A 14120-nucleotide genomic window follows, 5' to 3' on the forward strand; every position below is an offset into this window, starting at 1 on the left:
CCTCTAGCCCATGCAAATGCCGGGGTCGGACCCTCAGGGTCCGACCCCAGTTTTTTTCCGGGTTATAAACTGGCGGCCAGCTCCGCGCCTTCCCGTATCGCCCGCTTGGCGTCGAGTTCGGCCGCCAGCGCGGCGCCGCCGATCTTATGGAAACGGGGGCCGCCTGCGGCCAGCGGCTTGCCATCCTTGCCCATTTCCGGCATGAGTTCCGTCAAGCTGTCCTGGCCCGCGCAGATGACCACGTTGTCCACCGCCAGCAGGCGCTGCTCGCCGCCCACGGTGATGTGCAAGCCTTGCTCGTCGATCTTGTCGTAGCTCACGCCGGCCAGCATGGCCACGCCGTTTCTCGCCAGTGCCGCGCGGTGCACCCAGCCCGACGTCTTGCCCAGTCCCGCCCCCACTTTCGAGGTCTTGCGCTGCAACAGGAATATCTGCCGCACGGGATGCGGCGCCACGGGCGGTACCAGGCCGCCGCCGGTGGCCGCGTCCAGGTCCACGCCCCACTCGCCCGCCCAGGTGGCCACAGGCTGGGGCAGCGGGTGCGCCGGGTCGTGCAGCAGGTATTCGCCCACGTCGAAACCGATGCCGCCCGCGCCGATGATGGCCACGCGCGCGCCCACGGGCTTCTTGCTCTGCAGCACATCCAGATACGACAGCACCTTCGGATGGTCGATGCCGGGAATGGCCGGCAGGCGCACCTTGATGCCGGTGGCGACGATGACGTCGTCGTAGCCGCCAGCAAGCAATTGCTCGCGCGTCACGCGCTGGCCCAGGTGCAGCTTGACTTCCAGCAGCGCCAGCCGGCGGGCAAAATAACGGATGGTTTCCGTGAATTCTTCCTTGCCAGGTATCTGCATGGCCACCTTGAACTGGCCGCCCACGCTGTCGCTGCTGTCGAACAGGGTCACCTCGTGCCCGCATTCGGCCGCCACGCAGGCGGCGGACAGGCCGGCCGGGCCAGCGCCGACGACGGCCACCCGGCGCGGCACGGCCTTTTTCGCGTAGACGAGTTCCGTTTCATGGCAGGCGCGCGGGTTGACCAGGCAACTGGCGCGCTTGTTGGCAAACGTATGGTCGAGACACGCCTGGTTGCAGCCGATGCAGGTGTTGATTTCGTCGGCGCGGCCGGCGGCGGCCTTGGCGACAAAAAACGGGTCGGCCAGGAAAGGGCGCGCCATCGACACCAGGTCGCAGTCGCCGCGTTCCAGGATGGCGTTCGCTTCGTGCGGCATGTTGATGCGGTTCGACGCCACCACGGGGATATTGACTTCGCGGCGCAGCCGGCCCGCCACGGAAGCGAAGGCGGCGCGCGGCACGGACGTGACGATGGTGGGCACTCTGGCCTCATGCCAGCCGAAACCCGTATTCAGAATGGTCACGCCGGCGTGTTCCAGGGCCTTGGCCACCGTCACCACGTCGTCCCAGGTATTGCCGCCCTCGACCAGGTCGAGCAGCGAGTGGCGGTACATGATGATGAAGTTGGGGCCGACGGCGGCGCGGATGCGGCGCACGATGTCCACGGGCAGGCGCATGCGGTTCTCGATCGTGCCGCCCCAGCGGTCCTGGCGCAGATTCGTGCGCGCGCACAGGAACTGGTTCAACAGGTAGCCCTCGCTGCCCATCACTTCGATGCCGTCATAGCCGGCCTTTTGCGCCAGGCGCGCGCAGCGCACGTAGTCGCAGATGGTGCGCTCAATGCCCCGTTCGCTCAGGGGACGGGGCCGGAATGGCGAGATCGGCGATTTCTTCGCCGACGCCGAGACGACGAACGGCTGATAGCCATAGCGGCCCGCATGCAGGATCTGCATGACGATCTTGCCGCCCTCCTCGTGCACGGCGCGCGTCACCTTGCGGTGATTCGGCACGTCGCCGAGGAAATTGAGGGTGCCGCCGAACGGCAGCAGCCAGCCCTGGCGGTTCGGCGAGATGCCGCCCGTGACGATCAGCCCCACGCCACCGCGCGCCCGTTCGCGGTAAAACGCGGCCAGCTTGCCATAATGGTAAAAGCGGTCTTCCAGGCCCGTGTGCATGGACCCCATGATGACTCTGTTGCGCAAAGAGGTAAAACCCAGGTCGAGCGGGGCCAGCAGGTGGGGATAGGCAGTCATGGTGATCGGTCCGGTAGAGGTGGTATGCAGGCCGTACGGTAGCAAGCATTGCCGCTCGCCGCAGCGTATTTCTCTAGACCGGGAGTTCTAAATCGCCCGGCGCACGGGCCGGCGATGCGTACAGCTTGTGCCGGGGGCAAGTTTCCCGTAGGCTAGGTGACATGACGCGACTCTTCCTTTGCCTGCTGATGCTGTGCGCCGTCCCCGCGACCGCGCTGGCACAGGCGACACGCCTGGACAGGCTGAAGGTAGACGTCAAGCGCATCGAGGTCGACGGGCAGCGCATGTATGAAGTCGATGCCAGCGGCAGCGTGCAGGCGCCGCCGGCCTCCGTCTGGAAGACCCTGACCACCTACGAGCGCATGCATGAATTCGTGCCCGACCTCAGCTCCTGCCGCGTGCTGTCGCGCAACGGCAATGAAGTCATCATCGAGCAGCAGGGCATGGCGCGCTTCCTGTTCATGAACCACCCCATCCACCTGGTGGTGCGGGCCACGGAAACGCCGGTCACGGCCATCGATATCGCCCTGATCTCGGGCGACATGCGGCACTACGAATCGCGCTGGAATCTGTATCCCATCCCGGAGACGGGCGGCACGCGCATCGTCTTTTCCAGCCGGCTGATGCCGGGCTTCTACGTGCCCGGCATGCTGGGCACGACCATGATACGCGGCGATATCGAGCGCATGATGGCGGCCGTACTGGCCCGCATCGACAGCCAGTACGCCGATAAATCCGGATAACGACACCGGAAAAAACCTACTGCGCGTCGCGATTTGCAGCCTCCGCTGCTCACTGTGCTAAAGCACAGCTCCGCTGCTCAGCTACAACTCCCATCCGCTCGCTACGGTTTCATCCGGTGTTAAAAAATCAGGCCAAATAGGTATCGCGGTCGCGGATTTCCGCGAAGTTTTCCAGACTGCCCAGTTTGACCGTGACGGGGTTCAGGCTCGCTTGCGGCTGCATCGAGCGCCAGGCGAACAGCCATTCCTGCTCGGGCGCCTCGGCGCGCGTCTTGGTGAAGGCGGCGCCCAGGGCGGCGCGCTGGCCGTATTCGACCAGGCCATCGATGCCTGCCCAGCTGGGCAAGGTGCGCTGCACGGCGCGGTGCAGGCGTTCGCCGAATTCTTCCGTATTGTGGATGATCAAACAGGCGTCGGCCGGGGCGAACAGATCGAACAATTGTTTGTCCCACACTTGCGAAAAGCTCAGGGTCAGACAATTGCCCGCTGGCGCCAGGCGGAACTGGCCCAGGCTCAGCGCCAGCTCGAGTTCGCTGCGCTGGCCGTAGCGGTGCAGGGTGGGGGGACGTTTGTAATCGTGCATGCTGGACTCGTTCTTCAATAGTAGGGTAAACCGGCGCGCCGCTTAACGGGGCGGGCGGATATGGCGCCGGATGCGCTGGGCCGTCGCGGCCAGATAAATTTCGCGCAGTAAGTAAATAAAACAGCCGATCAGGCAAATCACGGCCAGCACAAAGAAGGCCGCGATGTATTTGTCCAGGGTCAGGTTCAGAATATCGCCCAAAAACAGCATGGCGATGATGACGCAGACGAAGAAACCGCACGCCGTGCTCAGCGAAATCGAATAGTTGATCAGATGGGTACGCCGATACAAGGTATCTAGCTCATCCATATAGAAATCGTTGTAGCCGATGTCGAGCCGGTCTTCCAGCACCCGCGTGCGGTCGATGATGCGGCCCAGGCGGTTGGTCAGCACCACCAGCATGGTACCGATACCGGTCAACAGGAAAACCGGCGCAATCGCCAGCTGGATGATATGGCCGATGTCGCCGATCTGTATGTTCATGGATAAAAAGTCGTGGGTTCACACCGGCGCCCGACCGCGGCGCCAGCACAGGCCATAGTGTAGCAGGTGGCGCACGCCGGCTGGCCGCTTTGCCAACCGGCGTGGTTGAACGTCATGCGAAGCCGCGCCCCGGCACGAAGCGCTCGGTGGCGCGCACCAGCGCCGAAGCGATACCGTGCTCGAGCGCGCCATGGCCCGCATCCGGAATCATTTCCAGCTGTGCGCCGGGCCAGGCTTGCTGCAAACGGTAGGCCGACAGCGGCGGGCAGATGGCGTCGTAGCGCCCTTGCACGATGACGGCCGGCAAATGCGCGATGCGCCCGATGTTACGGATCAGCTGGTCTTCCTCGAAGAAACCGAGGTTGGCCATGTAATGCGATTCGAGCCGGCCCACGCCCAGGTCCAGCGCATCGTTCGGCGCATCTTCCGGTTGCGGCATCAGGTACACGCGGCGCCCTTCGAAGCGGCTCCAGGCGCGCGCGGCCGGCCAGTACACGGCCGGGTCGCTGCTGAGGATGCGTTTCACGTAGGCGGCCAGCAAGTCGCCCCGTTCCTCTGCCGGAATGGGCGCGGCGAATTCCTCGTACAGTTCCGGATAGAACCAGCGCACGCCATCGATGAACCAGTCGATTTCCGCCTGCGTGCACAGGAAAATGCCACGCAGCACGAAACCGAGGCAAGCCTCCGGATGCGCCTGGCCATACGCCAGCGCCAGGGTCGAGCCCCAGGAGCCGCCAAACACCAGCCATTGGCCGATGCCGAACTGGGCGCGCAGGCGTTCGATATCGGCGATCAGCAGCTGCGTCGTGTTGTTGCGCCATTCGCCCAGCGGCGTGGACTTGCCTGCGCCGCGCTGGTCGAACAGGATCACGCGGTAGCGCTGCGGATCGAAGAAGCGCCGGTGCTGCGGCGACAGGCCCGCGCCGGGCCCGCCGTGCAGGAACAGCACGGGAATGCCGTCAGGGTTGCCGCACTCTTCCCAATAAATGGTGTGGATGTCATCGACCGCCAGCATGCCGTGCCGGTTCGGCGACAGGACGGGAAACAGGGGAGTCAGGGAATCGGGCATGGCGGTCCTCGGAGTGGCGGTCAGGGCGCCAGGCACGAGACCTGGCAACTGTTCCAATTATAGTGCGCCCCCGGCGCCTCAGGCCAGCAGCAAGGGCAGGCGGTTCGAGGACTTGATTTCCCGCATCGACAGGCTGGACTGGATTTCCGCCACGCCAGGCAGGCGGCGCAGCACGGTCGAGACGAATTCGCCATATGCTTCCAGGTCGCGCGCCACCACTTGCAGGAAATAATCGGCTTCGCCCGCCACATTGTGGCACGACAATATCTCGGGAATCGTCGCGATGGCTTGTTCGAACTGCGACGGCTGCTCGCCGCCATGGTTGGCAAACACGACCCGGACGAACGCGACCAGGCCGATGCCCAGCTTCTTGCGGTTGAGCAAAGCCTGGTAGCCGGTAATAAAACCTTCCTCTTCCAGGCGGCGCAAGCGGCGCCAGACGGGGGTTTCGCTGAGCTTCAAGCGCTCGGCCAGGCGCGCATTCGACAGCCGTCCTTCATCCTGCAACAGCCTGAGTATCTGCAAATCGGTGGCGTCGAGGCTAACTTCTGAAATTTTCATCTATTTTTTGTTTTTATAGGAGTGGAATCTACCCGAATACTAGGGCATGCAGGGCAGGAAAAGCAAGCACATTTCATCACGTCAAGAACATAATGGGACCCGGCGAGCAGGCTGCACCGTGCGCATGCTCCCGCTTTTCTTTTCGACTGGCCCATGTCCGATTCTACCTTCCTGATGTACCTGCTGGCACTGGCTGGCGCCTTTTTATTACCGGGCCCCGACATGGCGCTGGTGCTGGCGACGGGCGCCGCGCGCGGCGTGGCCACGGCACTGGTGACAGCCCTCGGTATCGCCGGCGCGCGCGCCGTCCACGTGGCGCTATCGGGCGCGGGACTGGCGGCGCTGATGGTGACGCATCCGCAAGCCTTGCAGTGGGTCAAATGGGCGGGCGCCGCCTACCTGCTGTACCTGGCGCTGCGCCTGCTGCAGTCGGCCCTGTCGAGCCAAACGGCGCAGGAAGCAGCCGCGCCCGCCACGGCGCATGGCGCCCGCGCCAGCCTGGTGCGGGGCTTCCTGACAAATCTGCTCAATCCGAAGGCACTGCTGTTTTGCAGCATGTTCCTGCCGCAGTTCGTCGCCGGCAGCGAGCAGGTCGGCATGCAATACCTGCGCCTGGGCGCCGTCCTGGTGCTGGTCGGCCTGCTGTTCGACGCCCTGTACGCCGTGCTGGCCGCGCGCCTGGCGCGCCGCCTGCGCGGCAAACCTTCGCCTTACGGCAAGTTCGTGCTGCCCACCGTCTTCGTCTTGCTGGCCGGGCGGCTGGTGCTGGGCTGACTTTTCAGCGGAAGCGGCGCCCCGCCGGCAAAAAAGGCGGGGTAATCGTTCAGCAGGCTGCGCTCCAGCTCGTTGATCTTGCGAAATTGCCGCAGCGTGGGCGCCATGGCCCGTCCCGCATCCCAGCTGCGCCAGGCATTCGGCGCATCGAATTGCGCCAGCAAGGCATCGCCCAGGTCCTGGTACACGGCCGCCATCTGCGGCTTGGCCTGCAGCACTTGCAGATACAGCGCCGTCGCTTCCGGCCATTGCCCCAGCTTGGCGCGCAAATTCCCCTCAAACAGGGCCAGCACGGGCTGCTCCAGCCCCGTTTGCGTCCTTGATTCCTGCACCGTCGTCAATGCTGCCGTGATGCCTTCCTGGTCCTTGGCCAGCAGTGCGCGCGTCAAGTCGTGGATGGGCTGGCACTCCTGCATGGCCAGCACCTGCTGTGGCGACAGCTTGTCGACCAGGGCGCCCGAGGAAAAATGGTCTTCCAGCATGGTCAAAAATGCCTCGAAGGGCTTGCCTGCCGCAAACAGACGCTCGGCCTCGGCACGCAGCGCGGGATGTGCCTGCGGTCCCGGCGGCGGCAACCGCGCCGCCTGCGCCAGCACGCGCTCAAGCGGGGGCGCATCGGCCGCCAGCGGGCGTGGCCGGTAGGCGGCCAGGGTATACGTGGCGGGCGCACCCGTCGTCATGGCGCTGACGCGGAAGTGGCGCGTCACGCTGCCACCCACCTCCTGGTAGTGCATGGTAAATTCGGCGGGAATGCGCTTGCCGCCGGCCAGCATCTTCAGCACCAGCGGATGGCCGCCCCAGGTGTAGCGCAGGTACTGGGCAAATGCCGTGGCATCGTCGCCGCTGACGGGGCTGCCGGCTATCCCCAGGCGCAGCAGGGGCTGCCCGTCGAGCGACCACAGCACGGCGCCGTCGAGCACTTGAGGAGTCAGCGTGCCACGCCGCCTGGCCGCCAGCACCGATAAAGTCTGCTCTTCATACACGGGCAACGTTGCGTGCTGCTCAAGGCCGCCCGCCTTCAATATGCCGACGATCCCTTGCCGGTGGCGCAGTTCGAAGACGCGAAATCCCGCCACGTCGAACAGCGAATACGTGTCGTAGGTGGATGCCGCCATATCGATCAGGTGGCGGCGGCGCGCGGCAAAATCGAGCACGGACAAGCGCGTGCCATCACGCACGCTCAGGTAATGGGGCCCCAGCACGACATCGCTTTCCTGCGTCTCGCGCGCAGGCAGGCTGGTTTTCACGCCGGGCTTGTTGACGCGCTCGGTAGTCACCGTGACATGGAACGCGACGCTGGCCTGGGCCGCGCCGGCGCCCAGGAAAAGAATGGCGGCCACGCTGGCGCGGCGCAAGACAGGAAAGAGGGGCATGGAAATGGTGCAGTGGAGAAATGCTGATTCTAAGGCAAATCCGGCGATCATCTTGTTTTGCTGGCAAGCATAAAAAAAGACAGCCGCAGCTGTCTTTTTGTTTGCCCTCAATACCGATTACGACATGTGCTGGCCGCCGTTGATCGAGATGTTGGCGCCCGTGACGAACGCGGCTTCATCGGAAGCCAGGTAAGCGACCAGGCCGGCCACTTCTTCCGGCTTGCCCAGGCGCGCCATTGGAATTTGCGGGATGATTTTGCTGTCGAGCACTTCCTGCGGAATCGCCATGACCATCTTGGTGCCGATGTAGCCTGGCGAGATGGTGTTGACGGTGACGTTCTTGCGCGCCACTTCCAGCGCCAGCGACTTGGTGAAACCATGCATGCCGGCTTTCGCGGCCGAATAGTTGGTCTGGCCGAAGGCGCCCTTCTGGCCATTCACGGACGAGATATTGATGATGCGGCCCCAGCCGCGTTCCACCATGCCGTCGCAGACGGGCTTGGTCATGTTGAAAACGGAATCGAGGTTGGTGCCCATCACGGCGTCCCAGTTCGGCTTGTCCATCTTCTTGAACGTCATGTCGCGCGTGATGCCGGCGTTATTCACCAGCACGTCGACAGGACCGATTTCCGCTTCCACGGCCGCCACGCAGGCAGCCGCCGAATCGTAGTCGGCCACGTCGCACGGATATGCCTTGAAGTCATAACCCATGTCTTTGGTCGACGCCAGCCATTCCGCGACCTTCGGATTGCCTGGGGAATATGTGGTCACCACGCGATAGCCGAGCGCGGCCAGCTTGAAACACACCGCTTCGCCCAGACCACCCATGCCACCAGTTACCAATGCAACTCTTGCCATTTTCATCCCCTCAGTGTCGTTCTATTGCTAAAAAGTTAATTATTTAATGAAAGCAATCCAAAACCGCCGCGTGACGGCGGCGTACCGCACCGGACCAGGCCGCCACGCATTGCGCGTAACGGCCCAAGTTCGCTGTCAGCGATTAATCACGCTCAATTGCGAGGGCGACACCCATGCCGCCGCCGATGCACAATGCGGCCAGGCCTTTCTTGGCGTCGCGGCGGATCATTTCGTGGATCAGGGTGACCAGGATGCGCGCACCGGACGCGCCGATCGGGTGGCCGATGGCAATCGCGCCGCCGTTCACGTTGATCTTGCTGGTATCCCAGCCCATTTCCTTGTTGACGGCAATCGCTTGCGCGGCAAACGCTTCGTTGATTTCCATCAGGTCCAGCTCTTCATGCGTCCAGCCGGCTTTTTTCAGGCACAGGCGCGATGCGGAGACGGGACCCATGCCCATGACGGCAGGGTCCAGGCCCGACGAAGCGTAGGCCTTGATGCGCGCCAGCGGCTTCAAGCCCAGTTCTTTCGCTTGCGAGGCCGACATCATGATCACGGCGGCGGCGCCGTCGTTCAGGCCGGACGCGTTGCCGGCCGTGACGGTGCCATCCTTGGCGAACGCGGGGCGCAGGCCGGCCAGCGATTCCAGGGTCGAACCGGGCTTGATGTATTCGTCGCTGTCGAAGACCACGGTGCCTTTTTTATTGGCGATTTCCAGCGGCAGGATTTCATCCTTGAACTTGCCCGCTTTTTGCGCCGCTTCCGCTTTCAGTTGCGACTGCAGCGCGAATTCATCCTGCTCGGCGCGCGTCACTTCGTATTTCTTGGCGACGTTTTCCGCCGTGATGCCCATGTGGTACTGGTTGTACACGTCCCACAGACCGTCGACGATCATGGTGTCGATCATCTTGAAGTCGCCCATGCGGAAACCGTCGCGCGAGCCGTTCATCGCGTGCGGCGAGGCGCTCATGTTTTCCTGGCCGCCGGCGATGATGATGTTGGCATCGCCGCACTTGATCGCTTGCGCCGCCAGGTGCGTGGCCTTCAGGCCGCTGCCGCATACCTTGTTGATGGTGAATGCCGGGATCGAGCTGGGCAGGCCAGCCTTGATGACGGCCTGGCGCGCGGCGTTCTGGCCGACGGCAGCCGTCAGCACCTGGCCCAGGATCGCTTCGCCGATCAGGTTCGGGTCGATACCGGTTTGTGCCAGCAAGCCCTTGATTACATGCGCGCCCAGTTCGGACGCAGGAATCTTGGCCAGACTGCCACCGAATTTGCCGACTGCGGTACGGCCGGCGGCCACGATTACGACATCATCCATTTATTTCTCCGATAAGCAGGCCACGAGGGCCAAGGTCAAGGTGTTAATACAATCCAATGAGTATCCGGGAAGACACAGCAAGCTGCGTTTCATTCTAGCGCGGCACGCGCCGCAGTTCCAGCGCCGCACCGCAGGCGGCGGCGATGACAGCCTGCTTGCGGTGGCGGCGGGCGGCCTGGCGCGGCGGATAGCCGCTGCCGGGCCGCAACACGCTTACGCCTGGCGAGCAGGACGCGTATTTTTATTTTTATCATACCCTTCATCGGCGCCGCCGAAAGTGGTTTTTAGAAAATTATTGAAGGGAATAATCAGGGGCACAGGCGTTTGCTTTACCACCTGCACCAGCTCGCCAAATTTTTGACGCGATGCAGCAAACTCACCCTTTGTCACAGTGTCGAATTTCTCTTGGGTTTCTTGGGCAACATCCTTTGCCTGGCGGCCATATGCACCGATGCGTTCGATGGCCAGTTGCGACTGCGTGCGCGACAGTTCCAGCAGCGCTTGCGGATCCTTCACGGACAGCAGCTGATTGCCTGCCACCGTAGCGGCGGCCAGCGCCGCGCGGGCCGCATCGATCTGCAAGTCCAGCACGCTGGCGCCGCTGTCGACAGCGGCCTGGGCATACGCTTGCGCGCTGATCAATTGTGCTTCCACCAGGGCCTTGCCGGCCAGTGCCCATTGCTCGGAAAATGAAAACATAGTGTTCCTCTCCAATTTGATGGCGGTGCATGTTGCGCCGCACAGTACTCAACTGTAAGCGGTGGTTCATTGCTGAACCTTGATATTTATCAAGCTTTGCTGTTGGTTTGTTTCCAACTCAACGTTGATCAGGACAACAACTTGATACCGTCCAGCGAGGCCGCGCACTGCTCGCGTATCACGCTGACGAAATCGCGCACATACGCCTTGTCCTGCAGATGATCAGGCACGGAGACATACAAGTCGCTCCACAAGCCGTGCTCGCCCACCGGGCGCGCCACCACATAATCGTAATCGACGTAATTCTTGATGGCCCAGTTCGGCAAGGCGGCAATGCCGCGCCGGCTCGCCACCAGTTGCAGCACGGCGACCGTCAATTCCGCCGTGCGGCGTTCAAACGCGATGCGGGCGGGGCGCAGCACTTCGCGGATCAGGTCGATGCGCTCTTCCGGCACGGGATAGGTAATTAATGTCTCGCCCGTAAAGTCGGCCGCCACCAGCCGGCGCTGCGCCTGCAGCCGGTGCTTCTGCGCCATCACCACCAGCATTTCAAAGCGGAACAGGGGAAACACGGTGAAATCGGGGCCATATGGCGAACCGATCACGAGGTCCGCCTCGCCCGAGCGCAGCAAGTCCGCCGGTTCGCTGTGAAAGCCCGAGACCAGGTCGATTTCCACTTCCGGCCAGCGCTGGCGAAACGCATCCATCACGGGCATGAGCCAATCGAAACAGGTATGGCATTCGAGCGCCACGCGCAACTGCCCCTTGTCGCCTTGCGACAGGCGCGCCACGTCGCGCTCGGCCAGTTCGATCTCGGGCAGCAGCTTGTCGGCCAGGGCCAAGAGACGGCTGCCCGTGGCCGTAAAGGCGATCGGCATGGACTTGCGCTCGAACAGGGGCGCCTGGTAGCGCTCTTCCAGCAAACGGATCTGGTGCGACAGGGCCGACTGGGTCAGGTTGAGCAGCTGCGCGGCGCGCACCAGGCTGCCGGACGAACGCAAGGCACTCAGGGTGCGCAGGTGGCGGATTTCTAGCATCGGCAAATGAAATGGCGTACGTGAATGATTTTCATGTTATTCGGCAAAATGTTTCGTTTTGATTATAGACCAAGTTGCCGCACACTCTAGCGCATTCACATTAAATCTCGATGACATCATGACCGTGCACACCCACATCCTTGGCTTTCCCCGCATCGGCGCCGCGCGTGAACTGAAATTGGCGCTGGAAAGCCACTGGCGCGGCGAGGTGTCCGAGGCGGCCCTGGAAGCGAAGGGCCGGCAACTGCGGGCGCGCCACTGGGCCCTGCAACGCGACGCCGGTCTTGACTACGTTACCGTGGGCGACTTCGCCTTTTACGACCAGGTGGCCAACCATATCCAGCTGCTGGGCTGCGAACCGGCCCGTTTCAGCTTCGCGCCAGAGCAGTCGCCGCTGTCACGCTATTTCACCATGGCGCGCGGCGCAGACACGCACGCCGCCCATGCCGGCTGCAGCCACGCGCACCATGCACACGCCGCCGGCCCTGCCGCGCTGGAAATGACCAAGTGGTTCGACACCAATTACCATTACCTGGTGCCCGAACTGTCGCCGCAGACCCGGTTTTCTCTCGCGTGCGAGCGCCTGCTGGCGGAAGTGGCCGAGGCGCAGGCGCTGGGCCACCAGGTCAAGGCGGCCCTGATCGGCCCCCTCACCTTCCTCTGGCTGGGCAAGGAAAAGACGCGCGGCGAGTCAAGCTTCGACCGCCTGGCCCTGCTGGAACAATTGCTGCCCGTCTACGGTGCCCTGCTCGACCGCCTGAAACAGCAAGGCGTGGCATGGGTGCAGCTCGACGAGCCGATCCTGGGCCTGGACTTGCCTGGTGCCTGGCGCAGTGCCTTCGAGAGCGCCTACTGGCAGCTGAACCAGGTAGGTATAAATATCCTGCTGGCCACGTATTTCTCGCCGCTGGAAGAAAACCTCAGCCTGACGTGCCGCCTGCCCGTGGCCGGCCTGCATGTGGACGGCATCCGCGCACCGCATGAATTGATCAGCGTGACGGATTGGCTGCCCGCGCATAAAGTCTTGTCGGTCGGTATCGTCGATGGCCGCAATATCTGGCGCACCGACCTCGACGCTGCCCTGGCCGTGCTGCAGCCGCTGGCGGCCAAACGCAACGGCCACCTGTGGCTGGCGCCATCGTGCTCCCTGCTGCACGTGCCGTTCAGCCTGGCAGCCGAGACGGAGCTCGATGGTGACATCCAGAGCTGGCTGGCGTTCGCCACGGAAAAACTGTCCGAAATCGCCGTCCTCAAGGGCGCGCTCGCAGGCCGTCCCGATGATGCCGCGCTTGCCGCGTCTCGCCTGGCTATCGCCGGCCGCCGTGCCAGTCCCCGCGTGCACCGCCCGCAAGTGGCGCAGCGCCTGCAAGCGCTCACGCCCACCATCGACCGCCGCGATTCCAGCTTCCCGCAGCGCCAGGCCATGCAGCGCGCGCGTTTGCAACTGCCCGACTTCCCGACGACGACCATCGGTTCCTTCCCGCAGACGACGGCCATCCGCGCCGCCCGCGCCAGCTATCAACGGGGTGAACTGGCTGTGAGCGACTACGAACAGCAGATGCGCGCCGAAATCGCCCACGCCGTGAGCCGCCAGGAAGCGCTGGGCCTGGATGTGCTCGTGCATGGCGAAGCGGAACGCAACGACATGGTCGAATACTTCGGCGAGCAACTGGACGGCTTTATCTTCACGCGCCACGGCTGGGTGCAATCGTACGGCTCGCGCTGCGTGAAGCCGCCCGTCATTTACGGCGACGTGCAGCGCCCCACCGCCATGACCGTCGAATGGACGGTGCATGCGCAAAGCCTGACGCATAAACCGGTGAAGGGCATGCTGACGGGCCCGGTCACGATCTTGCAATGGTCGTTCGCGCGCGACGACCAGCCGCGCGCCACCACGGCGCTGCAACTGGCCCTGGCCATCCGCGACGAGGTGCAAGACCTGGAATCGGCCGGCATCGGCATCATCCAGATCGACGAGCCGGCCATCCGCGAAGGCTTGCCGCTGCGCCGCGGCCGGTGGGACGCCTATCTGGACTGGGCCACGCGCGCCTTCCGCATCGCCGCGTCCGTCGTCAGCGACACGACGCAGATCCACACCCACATGTGCTATGCCGAATTCAACGACATCCTGCCGCAGATCGCCGCCATGGATGCCGACGTCATCACGATAGAGACGAGCCGCTCCGACATGGAACTGCTGAAGGGCTTTGGCCAGTTCCAGTATCCGAACGAAATCGGCCCCGGCGTGTACGACATCCACTCGCCGCGCCTCCCCTCGACTCTCGACATGGTGAAATTGCTGCAAAAAGCCAGTACGGTCATTCCGCCAGCCAATTTATGGGTCAACCCGGACTGCGGCCTGAAGACGCGGGGCTGGGCGGAAACGGAGGCGGCTTTAAAAAATATGGTCGCGGCGGCGCAGCAGATGCGGGCGGCGGCATGACATAGGCCTACCCAGGCCGCATGCAGGGCTGCTTTCAGGACGGCGCACCGGTTTTCCGGGGCGCCGTC

The 14120-nt window shown here is 63.6% G+C and carries 13 protein-coding genes; 3 read left to right on the forward strand and 10 right to left on the reverse strand.

What is annotated here, in order from left to right:
* Positions 1-62 precede the first annotated feature (62 nt).
* Positions 63-2108 carry an NADPH-dependent 2,4-dienoyl-CoA reductase gene (locus CSQ92_RS22835; RefSeq protein WP_099395482.1) on the reverse strand — a complete coding sequence of 682 codons (2046 nt, stop codon included), beginning with the start codon at positions 2106-2108 and terminating at the stop codon, positions 63-65.
* A gap of 161 nt (positions 2109-2269) precedes the next feature.
* Here CSQ92_RS22835 and CSQ92_RS22840 point away from each other — a divergent pair, with 161 nt between their 5' ends.
* Positions 2270-2851 (forward strand): SRPBCC family protein, encoded by a 582-nt coding sequence (locus CSQ92_RS22840; RefSeq protein WP_257219328.1) that lies wholly within the window; start codon positions 2270-2272, stop codon positions 2849-2851.
* Between the two features lie 127 nt (positions 2852-2978).
* Here CSQ92_RS22840 and CSQ92_RS22845 read toward each other — a convergent pair whose 3' ends face one another.
* The 4 genes from CSQ92_RS22845 to CSQ92_RS22860 all read right to left on the reverse strand — a co-directional run bounded on the left by CSQ92_RS22845 (position 2979) and on the right by CSQ92_RS22860 (position 5547).
* Positions 2979-3434 carry a hypothetical protein gene (locus CSQ92_RS22845; protein ID WP_034752899.1) on the reverse strand — a complete coding sequence of 152 codons (456 nt, stop codon included), beginning with the start codon at positions 3432-3434 and terminating at the stop codon, positions 2979-2981.
* 42 nt (positions 3435-3476) lie between these two features.
* A complete protein-coding gene (locus CSQ92_RS22850) occupies positions 3477-3917 on the reverse strand; it encodes a DUF2721 domain-containing protein (RefSeq protein WP_034783716.1) in 441 nt (146 codons plus the stop codon).
* A 112-nt stretch (positions 3918-4029) separates the two neighbouring features.
* Positions 4030-4986 carry a prolyl aminopeptidase gene (pip, locus tag CSQ92_RS22855; RefSeq protein ID WP_034783717.1) on the reverse strand — a complete coding sequence of 319 codons (957 nt, stop codon included), beginning with the start codon at positions 4984-4986 and terminating at the stop codon, positions 4030-4032.
* 78 nt (positions 4987-5064) lie between these two features.
* Complete coding sequence (locus tag CSQ92_RS22860) at positions 5065-5547, reverse strand: Lrp/AsnC family transcriptional regulator (protein ID WP_034752896.1); 483 nt, start codon at positions 5545-5547, stop codon at positions 5065-5067.
* A gap of 153 nt (positions 5548-5700) precedes the next feature.
* On the opposite strand from CSQ92_RS22860, the gene CSQ92_RS22865 reads away from it, so the two are divergent.
* On the forward strand, positions 5701-6321 hold the full coding sequence (locus tag CSQ92_RS22865) for a LysE family translocator (RefSeq protein ID WP_257219329.1): 621 nt from the start codon (positions 5701-5703) through the stop codon (positions 6319-6321).
* On the opposite strand, the gene CSQ92_RS22870 is transcribed toward CSQ92_RS22865, so the two are convergent.
* The 5 genes from CSQ92_RS22870 to CSQ92_RS22890 all read right to left on the reverse strand — a co-directional run bounded on the left by CSQ92_RS22870 (position 6258) and on the right by CSQ92_RS22890 (position 11609).
* A complete protein-coding gene (locus CSQ92_RS22870) occupies positions 6258-7694 on the reverse strand; it encodes a hypothetical protein (protein WP_143450418.1) in 1437 nt (478 codons plus the stop codon). The two genes, CSQ92_RS22865 and CSQ92_RS22870, sit on opposite strands and share 64 nt — an antisense overlap.
* A 117-nt stretch (positions 7695-7811) precedes the next feature.
* Positions 7812-8552 (reverse strand): acetoacetyl-CoA reductase, encoded by a 741-nt coding sequence (gene phbB, locus CSQ92_RS22875; RefSeq protein WP_034783722.1) that lies wholly within the window; start codon positions 8550-8552, stop codon positions 7812-7814.
* A gap of 142 nt (positions 8553-8694) precedes the next feature.
* Positions 8695-9873, reverse strand: a complete 1179-nt coding sequence (locus CSQ92_RS22880; protein WP_034783723.1) for an acetyl-CoA C-acetyltransferase — start codon at positions 9871-9873, stop codon at positions 8695-8697.
* A gap of 213 nt (positions 9874-10086) precedes the next feature.
* Positions 10087-10572, reverse strand: coding sequence for a TIGR01841 family phasin (gene phaP / locus CSQ92_RS22885; protein ID WP_034783725.1), 486 nt, complete (start codon positions 10570-10572; stop codon positions 10087-10089).
* 128 nt (positions 10573-10700) lie between these two features.
* Positions 10701-11609 (reverse strand): LysR family transcriptional regulator, encoded by a 909-nt coding sequence (locus CSQ92_RS22890; protein WP_099395485.1) that lies wholly within the window; start codon positions 11607-11609, stop codon positions 10701-10703.
* Between the two features lie 118 nt (positions 11610-11727).
* Between CSQ92_RS22890 and metE the strand changes: the two genes are divergently transcribed.
* The gene (gene metE / locus CSQ92_RS22895; protein WP_099395486.1) at positions 11728-14052 is read left to right on the forward strand and encodes a 5-methyltetrahydropteroyltriglutamate--homocysteine S-methyltransferase; all 2325 of its coding nucleotides are present in this window, start codon (positions 11728-11730) and stop codon (positions 14050-14052) included.
* Positions 14053-14120 lie beyond the last annotated feature (68 nt).

This window comes from Janthinobacterium sp. BJB446 (assembly GCF_002735655.1).
GTDB classification, from domain to species: domain Bacteria; phylum Pseudomonadota; class Gammaproteobacteria; order Burkholderiales; family Burkholderiaceae_D; genus Janthinobacterium; species Janthinobacterium lividum.

Coding starts and splice junctions, on each gene's coding strand:
- CSQ92_RS22835 (WP_099395482.1), bottom strand. CDS start 2,108: ATGACTGCCTATCCCCACCTGCTGGCCCCGCTCGACCTGGGTTTTACC.
- CSQ92_RS22840 (WP_257219328.1), top strand. CDS start 2,270: ATGACGCGACTCTTCCTTTGCCTGCTGATGCTGTGCGCCGTCCCCGCG.
- CSQ92_RS22845 (WP_034752899.1), bottom strand. CDS start 3,434: ATGCACGATTACAAACGTCCCCCCACCCTGCACCGCTACGGCCAGCGC.
- CSQ92_RS22850 (WP_034783716.1), bottom strand. CDS start 3,917: ATGAACATACAGATCGGCGACATCGGCCATATCATCCAGCTGGCGATT.
- pip (WP_034783717.1), bottom strand. CDS start 4,986: ATGCCCGATTCCCTGACTCCCCTGTTTCCCGTCCTGTCGCCGAACCGG.
- CSQ92_RS22860 (WP_034752896.1), bottom strand. CDS start 5,547: ATGAAAATTTCAGAAGTTAGCCTCGACGCCACCGATTTGCAGATACTC.
- CSQ92_RS22865 (WP_257219329.1), top strand. CDS start 5,701: ATGTCCGATTCTACCTTCCTGATGTACCTGCTGGCACTGGCTGGCGCC.
- CSQ92_RS22870 (WP_143450418.1), bottom strand. CDS start 7,694: ATGCCCCTCTTTCCTGTCTTGCGCCGCGCCAGCGTGGCCGCCATTCTT.
- phbB (WP_034783722.1), bottom strand. CDS start 8,552: ATGGCAAGAGTTGCATTGGTAACTGGTGGCATGGGTGGTCTGGGCGAA.
- CSQ92_RS22880 (WP_034783723.1), bottom strand. CDS start 9,873: ATGGATGATGTCGTAATCGTGGCCGCCGGCCGTACCGCAGTCGGCAAA.
- phaP (WP_034783725.1), bottom strand. CDS start 10,572: ATGTTTTCATTTTCCGAGCAATGGGCACTGGCCGGCAAGGCCCTGGTG.
- CSQ92_RS22890 (WP_099395485.1), bottom strand. CDS start 11,609: ATGCTAGAAATCCGCCACCTGCGCACCCTGAGTGCCTTGCGTTCGTCC.
- metE (WP_099395486.1), top strand. CDS start 11,728: ATGACCGTGCACACCCACATCCTTGGCTTTCCCCGCATCGGCGCCGCG.